This is a genomic window from Clostridium sp. OM05-5BH (assembly GCF_003481505.1).
Lineage (GTDB): Bacteria > Bacillota > Clostridia > Lachnospirales > Lachnospiraceae > Otoolea > Otoolea fessa.
In genome coordinates, this window is record NZ_QULJ01000005.1 from 1 (window position 1) to 23,268 (window position 23,268).

General features: G+C 44.6%; 18 protein-coding genes. 16 read left to right on the forward strand and 2 right to left on the reverse strand.

Translation table 11 applies throughout. The annotated features are described in order from the left end of the window. From infB to DXB70_RS07710, 5 genes are all read left to right on the forward strand, one after another. A partial coding sequence (gene infB, locus DXB70_RS07690) for a translation initiation factor IF-2 (RefSeq protein WP_270228558.1) occupies positions 1 to 2,022 on the forward strand: 2,022 nt, incomplete at its 5' end. A 16-nt stretch (positions 2,023 to 2,038) separates the two neighbouring features. After that, complete coding sequence (rbfA, locus tag DXB70_RS07695) at positions 2,039 to 2,431, forward strand: 30S ribosome-binding factor RbfA (protein ID WP_022360140.1); 393 nt, start codon at positions 2,039 to 2,041, stop codon at positions 2,429 to 2,431. Next, a complete protein-coding gene (locus DXB70_RS07700) occupies positions 2,424 to 3,395 on the forward strand; it encodes a bifunctional oligoribonuclease/PAP phosphatase NrnA (RefSeq protein ID WP_118570830.1) in 972 nt (323 codons plus the stop codon). The genes rbfA and DXB70_RS07700 overlap by 8 nt, the downstream gene beginning before the upstream one ends. An 82-nt stretch (positions 3,396 to 3,477) precedes the next feature. Next, complete coding sequence (gene truB, locus DXB70_RS07705; protein ID WP_118629111.1) at positions 3,478 to 4,455, forward strand: tRNA pseudouridine(55) synthase TruB; 978 nt, start codon at positions 3,478 to 3,480, stop codon at positions 4,453 to 4,455. Between the two features lies 1 nt (position 4,456). Further along, positions 4,457 to 5,383: a bifunctional riboflavin kinase/FAD synthetase gene (locus tag DXB70_RS07710; protein WP_118468282.1), complete on the forward strand. Its 927-nt coding sequence runs from the start codon at positions 4,457 to 4,459 to the stop codon at positions 5,381 to 5,383. A gap of 21 nt (positions 5,384 to 5,404) precedes the next feature. Here the strand turns inward: DXB70_RS07710 and DXB70_RS07715 are convergent, their stop codons facing one another. Then, positions 5,405 to 5,830 carry a DUF3842 family protein gene (locus DXB70_RS07715; RefSeq protein ID WP_107000574.1) on the reverse strand — a complete coding sequence of 142 codons (426 nt, stop codon included), beginning with the start codon at positions 5,828 to 5,830 and terminating at the stop codon, positions 5,405 to 5,407. A gap of 410 nt (positions 5,831 to 6,240) precedes the next feature. Between DXB70_RS07715 and carB the strand changes: the two genes are divergently transcribed. Then, positions 6,241 to 9,453, forward strand: a complete 3,213-nt coding sequence (gene carB / locus DXB70_RS07720) for a carbamoyl-phosphate synthase large subunit (RefSeq protein ID WP_107000573.1) — start codon at positions 6,241 to 6,243, stop codon at positions 9,451 to 9,453. 157 nt (positions 9,454 to 9,610) lie between these two features. Here carB and DXB70_RS07725 read toward each other — a convergent pair whose 3' ends face one another. Continuing rightward, complete coding sequence (locus DXB70_RS07725) at positions 9,611 to 10,375, reverse strand: YwaF family protein (protein ID WP_118673067.1); 765 nt, start codon at positions 10,373 to 10,375, stop codon at positions 9,611 to 9,613. A gap of 327 nt (positions 10,376 to 10,702) precedes the next feature. Here DXB70_RS07725 and DXB70_RS07730 point away from each other — a divergent pair, with 327 nt between their 5' ends. The 10 genes from DXB70_RS07730 to DXB70_RS07775 all read left to right on the forward strand — a co-directional run bounded on the left by DXB70_RS07730 (position 10,703) and on the right by DXB70_RS07775 (position 23,222). Further along, complete coding sequence (locus tag DXB70_RS07730; RefSeq protein WP_118523883.1) at positions 10,703 to 11,302, forward strand: methyltransferase domain-containing protein; 600 nt, start codon at positions 10,703 to 10,705, stop codon at positions 11,300 to 11,302. Further along, on the forward strand, positions 11,299 to 11,769 hold the full coding sequence (locus tag DXB70_RS07735; protein WP_118523041.1) for an LURP-one-related family protein: 471 nt from the start codon (positions 11,299 to 11,301) through the stop codon (positions 11,767 to 11,769). The genes DXB70_RS07730 and DXB70_RS07735 overlap by 4 nt, the downstream gene beginning before the upstream one ends. Before the next feature lie 881 nt (positions 11,770 to 12,650). Next, a complete protein-coding gene (locus tag DXB70_RS07740) occupies positions 12,651 to 13,796 on the forward strand; it encodes an ROK family transcriptional regulator (RefSeq protein WP_117796220.1) in 1,146 nt (381 codons plus the stop codon). A 38-nt stretch (positions 13,797 to 13,834) separates the two neighbouring features. After that, positions 13,835 to 14,914 (forward strand): SIS domain-containing protein, encoded by a 1,080-nt coding sequence (locus tag DXB70_RS07745; protein ID WP_118468274.1) that lies wholly within the window; start codon positions 13,835 to 13,837, stop codon positions 14,912 to 14,914. 19 nt (positions 14,915 to 14,933) lie between these two features. Then, the gene (locus DXB70_RS07750; RefSeq protein WP_118638394.1) at positions 14,934 to 17,012 is read left to right on the forward strand and encodes a hydantoinase/oxoprolinase family protein; all 2,079 of its coding nucleotides are present in this window, start codon (positions 14,934 to 14,936) and stop codon (positions 17,010 to 17,012) included. A 16-nt stretch (positions 17,013 to 17,028) separates the two neighbouring features. Further along, the gene (locus tag DXB70_RS07755; RefSeq protein WP_118468271.1) at positions 17,029 to 18,690 is read left to right on the forward strand and encodes a hydantoinase B/oxoprolinase family protein; all 1,662 of its coding nucleotides are present in this window, start codon (positions 17,029 to 17,031) and stop codon (positions 18,688 to 18,690) included. Positions 18,691 to 18,705: 15 nt separating this feature from the next. After that, a complete protein-coding gene (locus DXB70_RS07760; RefSeq protein WP_117796218.1) occupies positions 18,706 to 19,767 on the forward strand; it encodes a TRAP transporter substrate-binding protein in 1,062 nt (353 codons plus the stop codon). Beyond that, a complete protein-coding gene (locus tag DXB70_RS07765; RefSeq protein ID WP_117796217.1) occupies positions 19,721 to 20,347 on the forward strand; it encodes a TRAP transporter small permease in 627 nt (208 codons plus the stop codon). Before DXB70_RS07760 ends, DXB70_RS07765 begins: the two co-directional genes overlap by 47 nt. Beyond that, a complete protein-coding gene (locus DXB70_RS07770; protein WP_117796216.1) occupies positions 20,344 to 21,696 on the forward strand; it encodes a TRAP transporter large permease in 1,353 nt (450 codons plus the stop codon). Before DXB70_RS07765 ends, DXB70_RS07770 begins: the two co-directional genes overlap by 4 nt. Before the next feature lie 692 nt (positions 21,697 to 22,388). Next, positions 22,389 to 23,222, forward strand: coding sequence for a basic amino acid ABC transporter substrate-binding protein (locus DXB70_RS07775; RefSeq protein ID WP_107000569.1), 834 nt, complete (start codon positions 22,389 to 22,391; stop codon positions 23,220 to 23,222). Positions 23,223 to 23,268 lie beyond the last annotated feature (46 nt).

Here is a 23,268-nt window from a genome sequence, read left to right on the forward strand (position 1 = left end):
GACGGCCAGAGAAGCGGCGGCTATCAGGGCGGCCGTGATGGTCAGAGAGGCGGACGCGATGGACGCGGCGGTTTAAATATTCCGAAGCCATCCTTCGACAGCCCGGTTGTACAGAAACCGCAGAACAACAAGCAGAATAAGAATAATTACAAGAACGATAAATATAGCAAGATCGACCATGAGGAAGAGATGCACTCCAAGGGAAGAGGCGGAAAGAACGTAAAGAGCGCTGTTCAGCCGCCGCAGAAGAAGGAGGCAAAGGTTGAGGAGATCAAGACAATCACGATCCCGGAGGTAATCACCATCAAGGATCTCGCAGACAAGATGAAACTTCAGCCGTCTGTGATTGTAAAGAAGCTCTTTTTACAGGGCAAGGTTGTCACCATCAATCAGGAAGTAGATTACGAGCAGGCAGAAGAGATCGCGATGGAGTTTGACGTACTCTGTGAGAAAGAGGTTAAGGTTGACGTCATCGAGGAACTTCTGAAAGAGGAAGAAGAGGATGAGAAGGACATGGTAACCCGTCCGCCGGTTGTATGCGTTATGGGTCATGTCGATCATGGTAAAACCTCCCTTCTGGATGCAATCCGCCAGACCAATGTAACTGCAAAAGAGGCAGGCGGTATCACCCAGCACATCGGTGCGTACATGGTAGAGATCAACGGACAGAAGATCACATTCCTCGATACGCCGGGACATGAGGCATTTACCGCAATGCGTATGCGTGGTGCAAAATCCACTGATATTGCAATTCTCGTTGTTGCAGCAGATGACGGTGTTATGCCGCAGACCATCGAGGCGATCAACCATGCGAAGGCAGCAGGTGTTGAGATCATCGTAGCGATCAACAAGATCGATAAGCCGAGTGCCAATATCGAGAAGGTAAAACAGGAGCTTATCGAGTACGAACTGGTTCCGGAGGACTGGGGCGGCAGCACCATCTTCGTTCCGGTATCTGCACATACCAAGGAAGGTATCAAGGAACTGCTTGAGATGATCCTTCTGACCGCAGAGGTTAAAGAGTTAAAGGCAAACCCGAACCGTAATGCGAGAGGTCTTGTCATCGAGGCGGAGCTGGATAAGGGTAAAGGTCCGGTTGCGACCGTCCTGGTACAGAAAGGTACCCTGCATGTCGGTGATCCGATCGCGGCAGGCGCCTGCTACGGCCGTGTCCGTGCGATGATGGACGATAAGGGACGCCGCGTCAAAGAGGCTGGTCCGTCCACTCCGGTCGAGATTCTGGGTCTTAATGACGTGCCGAACGCCGGCGAGGTATTTGTACAGCCGGAGAACGAGAAAGAGGCAAGAAGCTTTGCAGAAACCTTTATCTCTGAGAGCAAGAATAAGTTAATTGAAGATACAAAGATGAAGCTTTCCCTGGACGATCTGTTCTCCCAGATCAAGGCAGGAAATGTAAAGGAACTTCCACTGATCGTCAAGGCAGACGTACAGGGTTCTGTCGAGGCAGTAAAACAGAGCCTGATGAAGCTGTCCAACGAGGAAGTCGTAGTCAAGGTCATCCACGGCGGTGTTGGTGCGATCAACGAGTCCGACGTCAGTCTGGCAGCCGCATCCAACGCGATCATTATTGGTTTCAATGTGCGCCCGGACGCAACCGCGAAGTCCATCGCAGAGCGTGAGAAAGTAGACGTTCGTCTCTACCGCGTCATCTATCAGGCAATCGAGGATGTCGAGGCAGCGATGAAGGGTATGCTTGACCCGATTTACGAGGAGCAGGTAATCGGTCACGCCGTTGTACGTCAGACCTTCAAGGCTTCCGGCGTTGGTACTATCGCTGGTTCCTACGTCCTGGATGGTAAATTCCAGAGAGGCTGCAAGGCACGTATTACCCGTGACGGCGAGCAGATCTTCGATGGTCCGCTGGCATCCTTAAAGCGTTTCAAGGACGACGTGAAGGAAGTTGCTTCCGGATACGAGTGTGGTCTTGTATTTGAGAAGTTCAACGATCTGCAGGAAGACGATATGATCGAAGCATATGCGATGGTAGAGGTTCCGCGCTAGAAAGGCAGAGGGATTCATGCGTAAAAATAGCATTAAAAATACAAGAATTAACAGTGAAGTACAGAGAGAGCTGAGTTCCATCATCAGCCGTGAGCTGAAAGATCCGCGGATTCATCCGATGACAACGGTTGTCTCCGTGGAGGTAACTCCGGATCTCAAGTACTGCAAGGCGTATATCAGCGTGTTAGGCAACGAGGAAGCGGCGAAGGATACGATCCAGGGACTGAAAAGTGCTGTCGGATTTGTCCGCACCCAGCTTGCAAAACGCATTAATTTACGGAATACGCCGGAAATTACATTTATTCTCGATCAGTCGATTGAGTACGGTGTACACATGACCCGCCTGATCGATGAAGTAACTGAAAACCTCAGAGACTCAGAATCGGGAGATGAGGAAGAAAATGAGTAAAAATATCTTAGAGGCGTCACTGGAAGGGGCGGAGCACATCGTACTGCTTGGTCACATCCATCCGGACGGGGACTGTATCGGAACGACTCTGGGACTGCTTAACTATCTGCGGGAGAATTATCCGCAGATAGAGGCAGAACTGTTTCTCGACCATCCGGCTGCTAAATTTTCTTATATGAATGATTTTGAGAAAATTCATACCGAGATTGTGCCGGAAAAACAGTTTGATCTGTGCATTACGCTGGATGCCAGCGACAAAGAGCGTCTGGGCGCCTACGCGGTCTATTTTGACAGCGCCGCCAAGACACTCTGTATCGATCATCACAGAACCAATACAGGATTTGCAGAACAAAATTACATCATTCCGGACGCAAGCTCCTGCAGCGAAGTGTTATACACGCTTCTTGATGAGGCAAAGATCAGCAGGGAGGCGGCAGAGTGTCTCTATACCGGAATTGTGCATGACACAGGTGTATTTAAGTACAATTCAACGACCCGGAAAACGATGGAAATCGCGGGCGCGCTGATGGAAAAAGGCGTGAACGCGGCGAAGATCATCGACGACAGCTTTTACCGCAAGACCTACGCACAGAACCAGATTCTCGGAAAAGCGCTGCTTGGCAGTACACGGATTCTGGATGGAAGATGTATTTTCAGTGTGGTTTCCCAGAAAGAAATGGAGTTTTACGGTGTCGATACGAACGATCTGGATGGCATTATCGATCAGCTCCGGATTACCGAAGGAGTGGAATGTGCCATTTTCATCTATGAAAAGGCGTTCAACGAGTACAAGGTCAGCCTTCGTTCCAACGACTATGTCGATGTGAGCAAGGTGGCGGCGTATTTCGGCGGCGGCGGACACATCCACGCGGCGGGCTGCACGATGCAGGGACATCCGAGGGATGTGATCAACAACCTGACGGGACATATTGAGAAACAGATGGATGCCCGTAGGGAGGAATAGGAGGTTCTGTTGCTGATTGCGCTGCCTGCTTTCAGGTGCACAGCGCATGGACGGTAATAGTTCTGATTTTTTAGGAGATTTTATGTTTCACGGTGTGATAAACATTTATAAAGAACCGGGGTTTACGTCCCACGATGTGGTGGCGAAGCTCCGGGGCATTTTGAGACAGAAAAAGATCGGTCATACGGGTACGCTCGATCCGGCAGCGGAGGGCGTACTCCCTGTATGTCTGGGGAAGGGCACGAAGCTGTGCGACCTTTTGACGGATAAGAGAAAGACGTATCAGGCAGTTCTTTTGCTGGGAACCGAAACCGATACGCAGGATACGACAGGAACGATTCTTTCGGAGAAACCGACGGAACAGCTGACAGAACCGGCAGTCCGCGGGGCGGCGGAGAGCTTTGTTGGTCCGTATATGCAGGTACCGCCGATGTATTCGGCGCTTAAGGTCAACGGAAAGAAGCTCTACGAGCTGGCGAGAGCCGGAAAAGAGGTAGAGCGGGCAGCACGTCCGGTGGAAATCTATGATCTTCAGATAGATGCGGTGGAACTGCCGCGTGTGACGATGACCGTGACCTGTTCCAAGGGAACCTACATCCGTACCCTGTGCCATGACATCGGTGAAAAGCTGGGATGCGGCGGCTGTATGGAAAAACTGATCCGCACCCGCGTCGATCGATTTGCGATCGGGGACAGCCTGCGCCTGTCCGAGGTGGAAGCGCTGGCGAAAGCCGGTCAGATCGAGGCTAGGATCGTGCCGGTGGATGGAATGTTTGAGGACTGCCCGGCGTATGTGTCGGAGAGCGAAGTTCTGGATAAGCTTCTGCAGAATGGAAATCCATTCCCGAAGGGGCTGGGATCGAGAGACGGCTGCTTAGTGCAGATCGGAAGCAGTTTGGCTGAACACCAGGTTTCTGCGGATGGAAACTCAGAGATGGTACTTCCGGATTCTGGAATCATCCGCGTCTATGACAGCGCGAACCAGTTTATCGGTCTCTATGCCTATCAGCCGGAGAAGAAACAATGGAAACCACGTAAGATCTTTCTGGGAGGAGAGTAAGATGCAGTATTTTGCCGGAACCAGAGAATTTCAGATAAAAGAGCCGACTGCGGTCACGATCGGTAAGTTTGACGGCCTTCACAGAGGACATCAGAAGCTGCTGCGGGAAGTGATGCGGTATCGGGAAAAAGGATATAAACCAGCGGTGTTTACCTTTGAGACGGCACCGGGAACCTTGATCCGGGGAAAGCTGCAGACGATGATCACGACCAACGAGGAGCGCGAGGAGAACCTGCGCGAGGCGGGGGTGGAGTATCTGGTGGAATATCCGTTCAACCAGGAAGTCGCACATATGGACCCGGAACAGTTTGTTGCCGAGATTCTGGTCGGCAAGATGGGCGCAAAGGCGATCGTGTCCGGTCCGGACTGCCATTTTGGCTACCAGCGGAAGGGCGATGCTGAACTGCTTCGGAAACTGGCACCGAAATATGGATATGAGGTGTCGATCGTTGAAAAGGCGATGGACGGCGATCGCGAGATCAGCAGCACCTATATCCGGGAAGAGCTGGCGAAGGGAAATATCCGCAAGGCGAATGAACTGTTGGGATACGAGTACCGGATCAGCGGACAGGTGGTACACGGGGAGCATTTAGGCTCCACCCTAGGGTTTCCGACGGCGAATATCCTGCCGGGAATCCAGAAACATCTTCCGGCGTTCGGGGTATATCTCTCCCGGACGGTGATTGATGGTGCTTCTTATGGAAGTATCACAAATATTGGAAAAAAACCGACGATTGCCGGGGAACGACCGGCGGGTGCGGAGACATATATCTATGATCTGGATGAAAACCTGTATGGGAAAAAGATAGAGGTTCATTTTTTAGATTTTATGCGGCCGGAGATGAAATTTTCCGGGGTGGATGAGTTGAAGATGCAGGTTTTGAAGGATAAAGAAACCGGGAGAAAAATGCACGGAGCGGAACGATGAGAGTTCAGCTTCGTGCATTTTTTAAATATGATTCAGGTAGGCAGCTGCTTCCTCTGCCGCCAAATGGATATATTCATTCATTGGTAAATTCTGTGTTCCTACTAAAATATGGCGGCAATAGGAGCTTCCACTGACAGGAATCAGGATTTTCTGGGCGCGGCTTTGTCCGATGGCGGCTGCCATGGCGGGGGTGATTTCTCCTAAGAGGGAGTCTGCAATGACGATGCCGATTGGTCCGATGATTAGGTCGGCATCGCGGCAGGCGACGAGAACGGGGTTTTCTCCGGTGGCGCCCATGGCAGCTCCGGCTTTCATCATCGCGGCAGTGGCAGTGGTGTTGGCACCGAGCGCGAGAAGCGGCTGTCCGGGACAGAGTTTCTGGATTTCTTCTACGAGAGCGCGCCCCATGCGTCCGCCCTGACCGTCGATGATGACAACTTTTTTCATAATGGATAACCCCTTTCCTTTTCGTAGGATTTTCGTAGGACAAGATAATAAAAAAGAATGTGCCTTGGCACATTCTCGCGCAGGAACGAAAATAAGAGGGTCTAAATCTGCCTTTTGGACAAAATAAACACCCCAGTATATCTTTACTATAATATCATAGAAGATCAAATTTGAAAAGCGAAAAAGATCGATTTTTGTAAAATTTTTTGTTTACAAATAAAGCGCTTTCTATTATAATGCTGATAATGGCTAACTGGGGTCTGGCAGAGCTGCGATTGGCGGAGGCTGTCAGGGTGACGGAAGATCAGACAGACGCGCGTGAAGGCACCGCGGGGGTGCTTGATTTTTAGTTGATCCGGGAGGCCGCTTTTTTAAAGCAAAAAAACAGCAGACAATGAGAGGGAGAAAACATGAGGAGAAATGACATTCACAAAGTATTGATTATCGGTTCCGGTCCAATCATTATCGGACAGGCGTGTGAGTTCGATTATTCGGGAACACAGGCGTGCAAGGCACTGAGAAAACTCGGCTATGAGATTGTGCTGGTCAATTCCAATCCGGCTACGATTATGACGGATCCGGAGACAGCAGATGTGACTTATATTGAGCCGCTGAACGTAGACCGTCTGACTCAGATCATTGAAAAAGAGCGCCCGGATGCGCTGCTCCCGAACCTGGGTGGACAGTCCGGACTGAACCTCTGCTCCGAATTGGCAGCAGCAGGTGTTCTGGATAAATATGATGTTAAAGTAATCGGCGTTCAGGTTGATGCTATCGAGCGTGGTGAGGACCGTATCGAGTTTAAGCATACAATGGAAAGCCTGGGCATCGAGATGGCTAGAAGTGAGGTTGCCTACAGCGTTGAGGATGCACTGGCAATCGCAGATAAACTGGGTTATCCGGTTGTTCTTCGTCCGGCTTACACCATGGGCGGCGAAGGCGGCGGTCTTGTATATAACGTAGAAGAACTGAAGACCGTGTGTGCAAGAGGCCTGCAGGCCAGCATGGTTGGTCAGGTTCTGGTAGAGGAGTCTATCCTTGGATGGGAAGAGCTTGAGCTGGAAGTTGTCCGCGATGCGAAGAACAACATGATCACTGTCTGCTTTATTGAAAATATTGATCCGCTGGGCGTACACACCGGAGATTCCTTCTGTTCTGCTCCGATGTTAACCATTTCGGAAGAAGTACAGAAACGTCTGCAGGAGAAATCCTACAAGATCGTAGAAGCAATCCAGGTAATCGGCGGTACCAACGTACAGTGGGCACACGATCCGAAGACAGACCGTGATATTGTTATCGAGATCAACCCGAGAACCTCCCGTTCGTCCGCCCTGGCATCCAAGGCAACTGGTTTCCCGATTGCACTGGTATCAGCGATGCTGGCAACCGGTATGACTCTGGATGAGATTCCATGCGGCAAGAGCGGTACTCTGGATCAGTATGTTCCGTCCGGCGACTATATCGTTATCAAGTTTGCACGCTGGGCATTTGAGAAGTTCAAAGGCGCAGAGGACAAGCTGGGAACCCAGATGAAGGCAGTCGGCGAGGTTATGAGTATCGGAAAGACCTACAAAGAGGCATTCCAGAAGGCAATCCGAAGCCTGGAGAGAGGCCGCTACGGTCTTGGTCATGCGAAAGACTTCGATAAGAAGACAAAAAAAGAACTGCTTGCGATGCTGCATGTTCCGAGCAGCGAACGTCAGTTTATTATGTACGAGGCACTTCGTAAGGGCGCTACCGTAGACGAGCTGTTCGAATTAACCAAGATTAAACATTACTTCATCCAGCAGATGAAGGAACTGGTAGAAGAGGAAGAAAGCCTGATGCAGTATAAGGGCGAGGTTCCGCCGGTTGAGGTTCTCCGCCAGGCGAAGCTGGACGGTTTTGCAGATAAATATTTAAGCGAGCTGTTAGGCGTTACAGAGGAAGAGATCCGCGATGCAAGAACCAAAGAAGGTATCGTAGAAGGCTGGGAGGGCGTACACGTAAGTGCCACACCGGATTCTGCATACTACTTCTCCAGCTATCACATCAAGGATCAGAGTCCGTGCAGCGACAACAAGAAGATCATGATTCTGGGCGGCGGTCCGAACCGTATCGGTCAGGGTATTGAGTTCGACTACTGCTGCGTACATGCAGCTATCGCTCTGAAAGAGCTTGGATTTGAGACAATTATCGTTAACTGCAACCCAGAGACCGTATCTACAGACTATGATACCTCCGATAAACTGTATTTCGAGCCGCTGACTCTGGAAGATGTATTAAGCATCTATCATAAGGAGAAACCGCTGGGAGTTATCGCACAGTTTGGTGGCCAGACACCGCTGAACCTGGCAGCAGACCTGAAGAAATATGGTGTCAATATTCTGGGTACAACTCCGGAAACCATCGACATGGCAGAGGATCGTGACCTGTTCCGTGCGATGATGGATAAACTGCAGATTCCGATGCCGGAGTCAGGCATGGCAGTTACCGTTGATGACGCATTAGAGATTGCGAATAAGATCGGTTACCCGGTTATGGTTCGTCCGTCCTATGTACTTGGCGGCCGCGGCATGGAGGTTGTTCATGACGATGAAGCGATGACCTTCTATATGAGAGCAGCTGTCGGTGTAACTCCGGATCGTCCGATCCTGATTGACCGTTTTCTGCATCATGCAACCGAGTGTGAGGCAGATGCTATCAGCGATGGCGAGAACGTATTTGTTCCGGCTGTTATGGAGCATATCGAGCTGGCAGGTATCCACTCCGGTGACTCCGCTTGTATCCTTCCGTCCAGAAATCTGACCAAGGATCAGGTAGAGACAATCCGTGATTACACAAGCCGTATTGCAAAAGAGATGCACGTTGTAGGTCTGATGAACATGCAGTATGCAATCGAGGACGGCGAAGTATACGTGCTGGAGGCAAACCCGAGAGCATCCCGTACCGTGCCGCTGGTATCTAAAGTATGCAACATCAAGATGGTAAAACTGGCAACGGATATCATGACTTCCTACTTAACAGGCCGTCCGTCACCGGTTCCGGCACTGAAAGAGAAGAAGATTCCGCACTACGGTGTTAAGATGCCGGTATTCCCGTTCAAGATGTTCCCGGAGGTTGACCCGGTACTTGGACCGGAGATGCGTTCCACCGGTGAGGTTCTTGGTATGTCCACCAGCGTTGGTGAGGCTATCTACAAGGCACAGGAAGCAACCCAGACACGTCTTCCTTCCTCAGGAACTGTCCTCCTGAGTGTCAATGACAAGGATAAGATAGAGCTTATCGAGGTTGCAAGAGGCTTCTACGAGTGTGGCTTTACCCTGATGGGTACAGGCAGAACCTGTGATGTGATGGTAGCAGCAGGACTTCCGGCTGAGAAGGTATGCAAGATCAACGAAGGCCGTCCGAACATTTTAGATAAGATTACCAACGGAGAAGTGGCAATCATTATCAATACCCCGAACGATAAGAAGGGCAGAGGCGATGACAGCTACATCCGTAAGGCGGCTGTAAAGGCGAAGATTCCGTACTTCACCAACATGGCAGCAGCAAAGGCTACCGTACAGGCTCTGAGAAGTATCAAGAAGAACGGACATCTGGAGGTTAAGTCCCTGCAGGAGTTCCATAGCGAGATTCAGTAAATAAAAATAAAAGGGTAAAATCCATTGTTACAGAGTCGTTTCAGTGGATTTTACCGTGACAGTGAATTAATTGAGCTATTATAGAAAAGAGCGTCTGCCCGGCTGTGAATGCGGGGCTGGCGCTCTTTTAAAGTTGCCATGCATCTGGAAGAGGCTGTCAGTGGCAGGTTCTGTGGGAGAGAATTTCATATACGAGATGCAGCAGCCAGGCACCCAGGATGATCGAAAGCACGTACACTGCGTTTCCGGCAAAAATTCCAAATTTAGCAGCGATCTGGGAGTACACAATCTGCGTGGTTGCGTAGTACGGCGTGATATAAAACATATCCGCGTTTCCATACGGATGCGAGGTAACATTGATGATGGTTGCGATGACACATCCGACCGCAAATACAGCTGTAGACTGCCAGAATCCTTTGGCGGTTGGCAGCACCATGCGGGAAAAGGCGATGAGCAGTCCGATGAAGATCAGAAGGATATGCCAGATAAATCCATGCAGGGTCAGCGTCCAGTACGGGTGCATCAGACCGGACGGATCGACGAACACCATGACGGCACCGAGCAGGTTGTAATTATACATAAAAGTGCAAAAAATACGTTGATATTTATGCGGAACAAAGGGCAGTAGCAGGCAGAGGTACATCGGCAGGCTGCAGAGCTGGAATGGAAAATACCACCAGTCGTAGTGCCGGTTGTTTTCTATGTAATAGAGAAAAAGCTGTTTGTAGACCTCGGAAAATGCCAGAAAAACACCGCAGGCAAAGAGCAGATGCAGACGGAACGCTTCGGAGCGCGTCCGCAATTTCCATGCGGCAAAGGCGGCGAGCGGGATGCCGATCAGCATAAATACTAAATGAAAGGGAGACCAGACTGCGGGCGGCGTCATAGACCAGGCAGTTAAGGTAAGGAGATGGGAAATCATAAAAAGCCTTCTTTCGTAATAAAACCTAAGGAATGGTTCCGTATCTTGTGAATCATGCTGCAAGCGACCGCGCCCGGCGAGAGAATGTGACAAGGCACATTCTCTTTACGGAAGCAGATGCCCAGTACAGAGAAAACGGTACAGAATAGTTATAGTACGAAATATGAGATTTGCCAAGAATTAACAACAAGATCTGCCCATAATAAGACGATGGGAGATTTACATATTTGCAATGTTTTTCTTTCCAAAGCTGCAAGTTGACAAGCGCCGCCAATTTCCTATATTCTGTAGATATAAGAATCGAGTAAATGATACGGGAGATATACCATGAACCAAAATGAGACCCAATGGGATAGATTTCTGAAAATCCGAACAAGCGGCAGAGATGATTCGCATGCGGATCAATACCGATACCCATACGAACCGACGGCATACGTGGTTCTGGAACGGTTGGCGAACAGCGGATTAATTCGGAAGAATAATACCTTATTGGACTATGGAACCGGCAAGGGAAGAGTCTGTTTTTACTTGTCCTATCAGACAAGGAGTAAAACAATCGGAATCGAATACGATGAACGTATTTATCAGGGGGCAGCAGAAAATAAGGAGACGGCAGTGTCCGGAAACCGTACTTCCTTTATCTTAAGCAGTGCGGAGAACTATGAGCTTCCTCCAGAAGTGGACCGGTGTTATTTTTTCAATCCATTTTCGGTAGAGATATTGCACTCTGTTCTTGCCAGGATATATGAGTCCTATTACGAAAATCCGAGAGAGATACTGCTGTTTTTTTATTATCCATCGGAGGAATATATCAGTTGTCTGATGACGGAGGAACAGCTAATGTTTTATGATGAGATTGACACATCGGATTTGTTTCCGGGCGAGGACAAAAGAGAACGGATTATGATATTTGAGGTGATTTTATGAAGCTTTTATTTAAACAGCGGTTATTTTCGTGGTTTGACAGTTATGATATTTATGATGAGTTTGGCAATACAGTATATGTGGTAAAAGGCCAGTTGTCCTGGGGCCATAAGTTGGTGATATATGATGCAGACGGCAATGAAATTGGAATGGTTGTTCAGCGTGTACTGACATTTCTGCCAAAATTTGAGATATATAAAAAAGGCACCTATATCGGATGCTTGAGTAAAGAATTCTCTTTCCTGATGCCGCATTACAATATTGATTACAATGGCTGGCATATCGACGGTTCGATTATGGAATGGGATTATAATATCCTCGATCAAAGGGGATATTCGGTTGCCAGTGTCAGCAAAGAGCTGTTCCATATGACGGACACGTATGTGATTCAGGTAAATGAGCCGGAATATGCACTGGATGCATTAATGTTTGTGCTGGCGATCGATGCGGAAAAATGTTCGAGGAAGTAAGAAAGGGTGCGTCTGCTTTTGGATACAAGAGCACCGAGGTATTCTTGAATGATTTAATATATTCAGGATAGAAATGTTGATACGACATGCTACAGACGGAAATTTATATCTGTATGACATGGTGAACATAAAAAAGAAACGAGCACCCCGCTTGAGCAATAGCTGTACGGTAACAAACCCATTTCTTGATTATATGATACATTGAACAGTATTAAATGTCAACGAAAAAAGCATAAGAAATCTCAATGAAAAGCCAGCCAAGCTATTCATCGGAAAGACCATAGAAAAGCTAGGTTCAGATACACTGATTACTCTCCGTGCGTCCGGACCTGTTTTTTGTTGCTATCGTTTCTTTCAGTTGCCTTTGCCACGCCTGCTCTTGGGAGATTTCAGCATATCAGATTTACGAAGAATGCCCATGTTCGATATGGAGAATGTACAAGCCACCTGGGAAGAGCGAGATAAGGAAATGTTGAAAGTTCTACTGCATGGGTATGTGTGGAACCATATAGAAGGTTAGTAAAAACATTCTTGAAATTGTTGATTCGTTACAGGTTGACAGTTACTGTCATCTTTGGTTTGTAATTGCATTTTTGTTAGATATAATTGATTTTATGAATTATCAATTGCATTGCAAAAAGAGTTCAGCATATATGGACGTGTATCTTGAAAGTGTCATTTAGTTTTCTGAAGAAACAAATTATGTGAAACGCGTTTTGGTAATTTTTACGAAAATATAAAGATATTTTGTTGAAAAATCCTATTGAAAACAGAATAATAAAAGTGTATTTTATATATAAATCCTCTTGCTTAATACGAGAGGTAATTTTTAAAAGAATTAGTAAGTGCACTGAACTAATTAAGTGAGTAAGGGGTGTAATATGGAGAAGAATGGAAATTTAGGGCATTTAGAATTAATACGAAAAATTAATCGGACATTGATTCTGAATATGGTCAAGGAGAAACAGCCGATTAGCCGTGCACAGATATCAAAGGCATTAAATTTAAGTAAAACAACAGTTAGTGCGATTGTAGATGAATTAATTAAGAAAAAGCTCCTAGTTGAGTATGGAGACTGTATGTCTCCATCAGGGGTTGGACGCCCATCTACTATGTTGGGATTTAATCCAAAATCTGCGTATTGTATTGGCATGGATATTGGCGGAACAAAACTTTTGTTTTTGATAACAGATTTGGTGGGTAATATTGTGTACGAAAAAAAAATACCAACCAAAAATCAGTTTGAGGAATTAGTCCAGATTGTAGAGGAGTCATTAGAAGCAGCAGGAATTAAACGAGAAATGATATTTGGCATGGGAATTGGAGTCCCGGGAACGGTGGATTCAGATGGAACAGTGGTGCGTGCCAAAGCATTATCGTGGAATCAATTTCCTTTGCAAAGTTTAATGAATGAATATTTTTCATTTCCAGTGTATGTCGGAAATGATGTGAATCTGGCAGCATTAGGTGAACGTTGGATAGGTTCAGGTGAACAGACGGATGATATGTTGTTTATTGCATTGGGAACAGGTATTGGCGGAGCATTAGTATGTGGTGGACAGTTGGTATTGGGGGCTCAAGGAAGAGCAGGAGAATTAGGATATTATTTAGAAAGTTCTGATGTGGAAAAAGGGGAAATTAATAAATTAGGACAACAGGGAATTTTAGAAAAAAAATGTTCTGGCTCGGCACTGGATCAAATTGTTGGTTCGGCAGAAGCATTATTTACAGCATATAGCCGAGGAGATGCCTCAGTAATACCGGTAATAGACAAATTTGTTCGTGATTTTTCAGTTGCGATAGCCAATACGATTAGTCTTTTAAATCCAGAGAAGGTTGTAATAGGCGGTGGAGTTTCTGATTCTATGGGATCTGTGATTCAGCGGATTCGAGAGGAGGTTGGCAGGCTTACGCCAATTCAGGCGGATATTTGTTTGGCAAACTTGGGAGGAAAAGCAGGAGCTCTAGGAGCAATTAATTTTGCTTCAAAAAAAATCGAAGAGCAGGACATACAGGTAAAAAAATAAAATAGAGAAAAATACAAGAGTTGGGAGGCATACATAGAATGAAGCAAACCATGAAGAGCTGTATATTGGAACAGCCAGACACAATTAGAAGAGTTTGCCAAAATGCAGAAAAAGTGTGTGATAGTGTGTATTCTATAGTGGGAAAAGGTCCATTTGATAAAATCTATTTAATTGGTTCTGGAACCTCACTTCATACAGCAATTGCGGCTAAATATGCATTTACAAAATGGTTCAATGCAGAGGTTCAGGTGTTTACCCCATTTGATTTTTTGTATTACTATCCACATTATCGACTAGATGAGAAAACGCTGATTTTAGGAATTTCACAGACGGCACGTAGTATTGGGACGATACATTGTTTGGAAAAAGGAAGAGAGTATGGGGCTAGAACCGTTATGGTAACAGCCGAGCCTGATAATCCTGGCGGAAAAAGTGCTGAGGCGATTTTGGATACATGTACAGGAGAAGAACTGGTAGGGGCCAAAACGAAGGGATTTACTTCGACTATAGCAATGTTGTATTTATATGCTGCGGGATTAGCTGGTAAGGAATTAGACATTTCGTTAGTTCCAAAATGGATGGAGCAAAGTTTGAGATGTACATCTGAAGAAATTGAAGATTTTGCGGAGGAGTATAAATCTGCTCCATCTGTGACAATTATCGGAGGTGGTACTTTAACAGCTGCAGCTAAAGAAGGGGCTCTTAAGGTATTAGAAGGAGTGCGAATCCCGGTAGAGGTATATGATGTGGAAGAGTACATGCATGGTCCGTATCATTGTCTTGAAAAGTGGTCATATTTGATTTTTTTGGTAAACGAGGGACCTGGAGTAGAGCGAATAAAGAGAATGATTCAATTTGCTCAGGAGCATTCGGATCACGTGACAGTTATTGGTTACGAGGGCTTTGAAAAAGAGATTGAAATAAAAGGTCGTTTTATCTCGCTTCCAGGAGGAATGGATGAAATTTTAACTCCATTATTTTACATTATTCCATTACAATGGCTGGCTAATGATGTAACAGAAAAGAAAGGACGTCACCCAGAACAATCAAGATACCCAGAATTTCATAAGATGCTAGGAAGTAAATATATGCCGAAAGTAAATTATTACCAGGGATAGAGATAAAGGAGGATGAAAAATGGCTAAATTGAAATTAGGTGTAGATGTAGGAGGAACGTTTACCGATGTAGTCGGAATAAATGAAGATGGTAAGGTGTATTTTGCAAAAACGCCTTCTACACCTGAAGATCAAAGTATAGGTGTTCTGAACGGAATTAGAGCACTTTTAGAAGAGTTGGGAGTATCACCAGATTGTGTGACGGGTGTTGCACATGGAACGACAGTGGCTACAAATACACTTTTGGAACGAAACGGCGCTGTAACAGCATTAATAACAACAAAAGGATTTAGAGATGTTTTAGATATTGGTCGCCAGAGCAGACCAGAACTTTATGATTTACATGCTAGAAAACCAGCTTCATTAATTCCCCGATATCTTCGTCGGGAGGCAGACGAAAGAATGGATTATACGGGAACTGTATTGGTGCAGTTGGATATGGAGGAATTAAAGAAAACGATTCATGAATTAATGGAAGAGGGAGCGGAATCCATTGCAATCTGTTTTCTTCATTCTTATGCGAATGATGAAAATGAGAAAAAAGCGTTGGAAGTTATTCGTGAAATCGCACCAGATTTTCCAGTGTCTGTATCTAGTGAAATTTTGCCGGAGTTTCGTGAATTTGAACGAATGAATACAACCGTTATGAATGCATATGTTCAGCCAAGAATGCAGAAATATGTATCCCAGTTGCGTAGACGATTAGATGAAAATGGGATTAATTCTCCATTGACTATTATGCAATCTTCTGGAGGTATGATGACCGATCAGATTGCAGCTCAGAAGAGTGTGAATACGTTATTATCTGGTCCGGCTGGAGGTGTTTTGGCTGCCGAATTTCTTTCCAAGATTACGGATTATCATAATATTATTACTGGAGATCTTGGAGGAACGTCATTTGATGTAGGAATTGTGCAGAATGGTTCTATTGGTATCACAGGTGAAGGAGTGATTGAGGGATTTCCGGTAAAATTCCCACATATAGATATTACTACGATTGGAGCAGGAGGAGGCTCTATAGCATGGCTGGATGCTGGCGGAGCGCTTCGGGTTGGTCCTCGCAGTGCAGGAGCAGTACCGGGACCGGTTTGTTATAGCAAAGGAGGAACAGAACCAACAGTAACAGATGCTCATGCTGTGTTAGGTCGTGTGGGTGAAAAATTGCTAGGTGGAAAAATGCACCTGGATGTGGCGGCTGCACGGAAAGCGATAGAAGAAAAATTGGCCGTAAAATTAAATATGACAGTGGAGGAAGTAGCAGAGGGAATTCTTCGTGTAGCGAATTCCAACATGGTCAGAGCAATTAGAGTTATGACGGTAGAAAGAGGAATCGATCCGAGAAAGTTTGTGCTTCTGCCATATGGAGGAGCGGGAGCACTTCATGCGGTTGAACTGGCAAGAACTCTGGATATAGGAACGGTTGTTATTCCTATCGCACCTGGAAACTTTTCTGCTTTTGGATTATTAGTTGCACCAATTAGATATGATGAAGTATGCACGTATCATAAACATGAAAAAGATGTTTCTTTCGACCATATGGAAGAAAAATTTGAAAAATTAGAGGCTGAAGCAAGAAAAGAAATGGCTCGAGATGGCGTATCAGAGAGTAGCGTAAGTTTTGAGAGAAAAATAGATATCCGTTATTTTGGTCAGGCCTACGAATTAACGATTTCGGTACCCAATAGCCCGGTGAATCAGCTGGTTTGGGATAAGCTTGTGAATGATTTCAGTGATGCACATGAGCGTTCTTATGGATTTAAGAAGAATGATCCCATGGAGTTGGTTAGTTTGCGTCTTTCTGTAGTTGGGGAAATGGACAAAAGTAACTTGTATTCAAAAGGAGAAATTAGCAAGGAACTTCCAAAACCAGAAGAAATTCGAAAAGCTTATTTTATGGGAGAGTGGCTGGATACAGCCGTATATAAGCGAGATGCTTTAAAAGCAGGTAACAGCTTTATCGGTCCGGCAATCATAGAGGAAACAGGAGCTACGTCCGTAGTAGGGCCTGGCGATAAGGTGACAGTAGATGAGAGAATGAATTTGGTTGTGAAGATTGCAAATCGTGAGACTGGGAAGATGGAAGCATTAGAAGAGAACTAAAAGGAGGAATGAAAAGATGGATGCAATCACATTGGAAGTTATGCGAAATCGCTTTTTTGCAATTACAGAAGAGATGGGAGCAGCATTAATTCGGACAGCCTATTCCACAAATATTAAAGATAGAAGAGATTGTTCGTGTGCGTTATTTGATGTAAATGGAGAGACGATTGCACAGGCAGAGCATATACCTGTTCATTCAGGAGTGTTGCCTTGGGGAGTAAAGGGAGCTTTAAAGCATATTAACAAAAAAGAACTGAAACCTGGAGATGCTATCATGCACAATGATCCATTCATTGGTGGAACTCATTTGCCAGATATTATTATCTTTTCTCCGATCTTTTTTAAAGGAGAGCTAGTAGCTTTTGTAGGAAATCTGGCGCATCATGTAGATGTGGGAGGAAAGGTTCCGGGTTCGTTAACACCAGATGCAACGGAAATTTTCCATGAAGGGATTTGCTTCCCACCAGTAAAGATAAAAAAAGAAGGAAAAGTAGATCCTGAGATTTTTGCTATGTTTCGCTCTAATATCCGAACAAAATACGAAAGTAGCGGAGATTTGATGGCTCAGATTGCAGCAAATAATGTAGGAGAAAAGCGGTTTGAGGAATTATGTGATGAGATGGGCGTAGAAGTAGTTCTTGAGGCAATTGCAGAGTTAGAGAACTACTGTGACCGGCGAATGGGAGCAGAGTTAGAAAAACTTCCGAAAGGGACATTTGAATTTGAGGATTTCTTAGAGGGAGATGGAATTACTACAACAGAGCCATTAAAAATCAAGGTAACAATTACTACAGGAGGTCCACATATTAAAATTGATTTTACGGGAACATGCCCTCAGGTAAGAGGACCTTTGAATTGTGTTCGTCCGATGGCGTTGGCTTGCATTTATTATGTTGTTCGAGCAGTGACGGATCCCACGATTCCACCGAATTCTGGAACATATCGCCGCTTTGAGGTTATAACACCGGAAGGTTCCTTGGTAAATGCGGTATATCCAGCAGCTACCGGTTCTGGAAATTCTATTACGTGTCAGCGTTTGGTAGATGTACTGCTTGGTGCACTGGCTCAAGTGGTTCCAGAAAAAGTATGTGCGGCTGCTTGTGGATCTATGAATGGAATTCAGCTGGGTGGTTATAATCCAGAAACACATTCGTTCTTTGCTAATGGTGAAACTGTTGGAGGAGGATATGGTGGAATGTGCGATCAAGATGGAACCAGTGGAGTTAATACGCATATGACTAATACCAGAAATACACCAGTAGAAGTTCTTGAAAGAATCATGCCGGTTAAGGTAATACGATATGGTTTAGCTCCAAATTCTGAAGGACCTGGTAAGCACAGGGGTGGATTTGGAATTGAGCGAGTCCTGGAATTCCAGACAGATGAGGTGGACTGCTTTATTGCCTCTGATCGTGTTAATACGGCACCGTGGGGATTGAATGGTGGAAAAGCAGCATTAGGAGCTCGTTTTACAGTAAATAGAGCTGATGGAACGGAAGAACATTTGCCTTCGAAAGCAAGGGTGCGTTTTTATAAGAAAGATAGACTCTATATTCAGACAAGTGGCGGCGGAGGTTGGGGTAATCCGCTTGAGAGAGATAAAAAAGCATTAAAGTGTGATGTGAAAGATGGCTTGATCAGCCAGGAACGAGCAGAAAAAGAATATGGTGGATGTTGAAAAAGGAGGAGTACAATGAAAAAATTAATTGCAACGACAATGGCAGCAATGATGGCATTAACTATAGTTGGATGTGGAGGTAATAATACAGTTGCACTGCAGAGCGATAAAGCGGAAGAAACTACGAAAGCAGATTCAGATGCAACTCATCTTGTTTTGACAACATCAGCGTTAGATCCAGAGGTTGCCCCGGATTATAATCCCTGGGCTGATGGACTACTGAAATTTAAAGAAGAGGTGGAGAAAAATAGTAATGGCCGTTATGTAGTAGATATTTATTGGTATTCCAGTTATGCCAGCGATGCGGAATCCTTTCAGATGATTCAGGATGGGGAGACGGATTTTAACTTTGGTGCCGGAATGTCTAATGTAGATAAGAGATTTGCATGGCAAAGAATTCCATTTTTATTACCTGATTTAGACACAGTGAGGGAAAAGCTTGCTAATCCGAATGCAGAAGGATTTGCTATTAATACAAAGCTTTATGAAGAAAATGGAATTAAACTTTTGGCACAAAACAGTGGCTTACAGCGCCACATCTTTTCGACAGATAAATTGATTAAAGTGCCGAAGGATCTGGCGAATGAAACGTTTCGAACATATGAAGATGCTATTGTTAACGAATTTTATGGCGGTTTGGGAAATATCGCAATTATGCCATACGGAGAGTTATATACATCGCTGCAGAATGGTTTGATTACGGCTACGGATCAGCAGATACCTTCATATATTATTGAAAATTATTATGAAGTAGCACCATTTTATTCATATGTTGGAGCTCAGTGGACTTCGTATAGTTTGATGATGAATTTAGATAAGTTTAATCAGTATAGCGAAGAGGATCAAAAGATATTTGTAGATGCTGCCTGGGCGTGTTCAGAGGCTGAATATGAATCTTATAAAGATATGAAAGCAGACGCAGAAAAATTCTTTGATGAAAAAGGAATTACATATTATCAGCCAACAGATGAGGAATTGAATCAATGGAAAGAGTATGCGGCTTCTCTGTCGGATAAGTGGAGAGAACTGATTGGAGAAGAATTATACAATCAGGTATCTGAGCTGTTTAATTATTAATGGTATGGGGGATGCTGCAAGTGGATTGATATCTATGTTTGTAGTATCCCCTGCTTTTTTATTTACCGTTAAAGAGAGGAGGAACGTGGTGAAATTTTTAAAAAAATTAGATCATATAGTTGAATTTGTGGTTGGAAATTTAGCGGGTATTTTGTTGATTGTGATGATGATTATGGTTAATCTGACAATCTTCAGTCGTTGGGTATTTAATATTAATATGCACGGCTATGAGGAATTGCCAACAATTCTATTTATTGTATTTGTATGGCTTGGAGTAATACTGGTTGTGCGTGATGACAATATGCTAAAAGTCGATTTCTTCTTGAATCTGTGTAAGACGGAAAAGTCAAAAGAAGCACTTCATTTGTTTAGTTTGATTATTTCTACTATAATATGTGGATTATTTATGCCATTAACATTTAATTTAATGATGACACATATTGAACGTAATACGGTGTCTCCAGCTGTTGGATTTAGCATGTGGTGGGTATATGCTTCTGTATTTTTAGGAGCTTTGGGGATGATGGTTTATTATGTGGTGAATGTTTGTAAATCTATAAGGAGGTTACGCACATTATGATATTTGGAATAGCTGCAGTATTAATTTTACTCATGATTTTTTCCGGCGTTGCAGTTCCGTTAGCATTTTTGGGCGGCTCCTTTTTTGTGGCATATATGGGGCTTGGAAGTACAGGAACGTTTGCAACGAATGCGTTTTACATTTTGAACTCTATTTCTATGTTGGCGATTCCGCTTTTTATAGTAGGAGGTTCTTTGATTGAGCGAAGCGGAATTGCAAATGTGCTGATTCGGGTAGCGGATAAGATGCTACATAATGTAAAGGGAGGATTGACGGCCACAATTCCAGTAGTTTCCTGCTTTTTTGGAGCCCTTTGCGGTTCAGCATTGGCAACGGCTAATACACTGTCAACAGCTATGGTGCCAGAATTGGAAAAGAAAGGATATGATAAAGCATATTTAGCGGCATTAATTGCAGCTTCCAGTCCTTTTGGCTTTATGATTCCACCAAATGTAAATGCTATTATTTTTGCATCCGTGTCCTCGGCATCGGTTGGTGCTTTATTTATGGCTACGATTGTGCCGGGATTAATATGGGCAGGGCTCTATTTGATCATTAATCGGATTATTTATATAAAATATTATCATCCAGAATATGCGGGTAAAACAGTTGCATCCGTTTCTGCATGTACTGAAGATAATGAGCCTAAAGAAGAATCAGAAAAAAATGCGCGTGAGACTATAAGCCGGAATAGATTTTTTTTAGAGCTTGTTGTAGCAGTTTTAATGCCGGTAATTGTGTTAGGGGGTATCTATGGCGGCATTTTTACAGCGACAGAAGCAGGTGCAATTACCTGTTTATATGGAGCGATCATGGGAGTGGTAGTTTATAAAAAGCTTTCTCTGGTTCAATTGATGGGCGTTTTTTCTAAGGGAGTCAAGGATGTTTCGGCATTGGTTATAATGTTTCCAATGACTTTGATTTTCAGTCGCTTGATGACACTTAACCATATTCCTGAGTTGGTGGCAGAGTTAATGTTGGGAATTACCAATAATCGTATTGGTCTTATCCTGTTAATAGATCTTCTGCTGTTTTTTATAGGTTTTTTCTTGGATGGAAATGTTATTATTTTGACGCTGGTGCCGCTTCTTACACCGATTGCTACTGCATGTGGGATTGATACAATTCAGTTAGCAGTAATCGTTTTTGTTTCGATCGGTATTGGCTCAATTACACCGCCAATGGCTACTTGTCTGATGGCATGTTCCAGAGTTTGTGATGTTCCGATTCATAAACTTATTAAACCTATTCTTCCATTTTTGCTTTTTGGTGCATTACCTATTTTGCTGCTGGTATCGTTTGTTCCTGTCGTATCAACCTGGTTGCCGGGCTTGTTTTATAGTTTCTAGTCAACGCTATTATAACGAATGGATTGCTTTTATGCGTTTTTTTAGCTGAGGCGCTGAACTATCAAGGTGTTGTCAAGTGCTTGTTGAGTTATTGGTAGAAAAAAGAAAATTTTTTTCAAAGAAATTCTCTAAGTAAATGATATTGCCTGTGGAGAGAACGTGAAGTTTGAAAACAGGAAACACAGAAAAAACAAAAATTTGGATTATTGAAAAAAATATATATCCAGTCTTTGGCAGTTGAGTGAAAATAAAATCGCTGTAACCCTTGTATTTGCTGGGGTGCAGCGATTTTTGTTGCTGTTGCAGACTATAGTATTTTTTTCTTCCTTGTCCATTTTTGGAATTGTTCTCATTTTACTGTTCGTTATGAATTGATAATCCGTTCGGAAACCGGAAACATTCTTCGAGCTGTCATCTGCTTTCATTTACTTTCAAAATTTCACTAACCTGATTATGCAACTATTAAACTCCCGTGCCAAGAATTAACAACAAGATCTGTCCGAAACTGGAACCGTACAAATTGGAAAAGAATGCATAATCATACAAAACTCTGTAAAAAACAGGAATTCAGGCTTGATTATTTATAAAAATGCGGTATAATGTATTCCTAGATACAATAATAAAAGTAAGAATATTCGTATTTACTGCATAAAAATACAAAAGCAGCGAATAGAAATGAGGAGGAATTTATTATGAAAAAGAAATTAGCAGCAATCGCTATGGCAACTGCTATGGCAGCATCGTTAGCAGCATGCTCTTCCAAACCGGCAGAGACAACCGCAGCCGCAGAGGAGAATGAGGAGACAACCGCAGAGGCAGCAGAGGGCAGCGAGGCAGCAGAGGCTGGCGACAGCGCATTTGCAGGAAAGACTCTGGTTATGTCCACCAACGCTGAGTTCGCACCGTATGAGTACCACGATGGAAATGATATCGTAGGTATCGACGTAGATATTGCAAACGCTATCTGCGAGGATATGGGAGCATCTCTGGAAATCACCGACGTAGCATTCGATTCTATCATCCCGGAGGTTCAGTCTGGCAAAGCTGATTTCGCAGCAGCAGGCATGACTGTTACCGAGGATCGTCAGACCCAGGTGGATTTCTCTGACACTTACGCAACCGGCGTTCAGTCTGTTATCGTAACCGAGGACAGCGACATCAAATCCCTGGATGATTTAAAGGGCAAACAGATCGGTGTTCAGCAGGGTACCACCGGTGACCTTTACTCCACCGATGATTTCGGCGAGGAGAGTGTACAGAGATTTTCCAAGGGCGCAGATGCAGTACAGGCACTGTCCACTGGCAAGATCGATGCAGTTATCATTGACAACAAACCGGCACAGGTATTTGTAGACGAGAATGACGGCTTAAAGCTTCTGGAAACACCGTATGCAGAAGAAGAGTACGCAATTGCAGTTAAGAAGGGCAATACAGAGCTTCTGGACGCTATCAACGCATCCATCGCAAACCTGGAAGAGTCTGGAAAACTGGATGAGATCGTTGCAAAATACATTACCGCTGAATAAACCGCTGAATAATTTGACAGAAAAAGCTACATCTGTTTGATTAAGA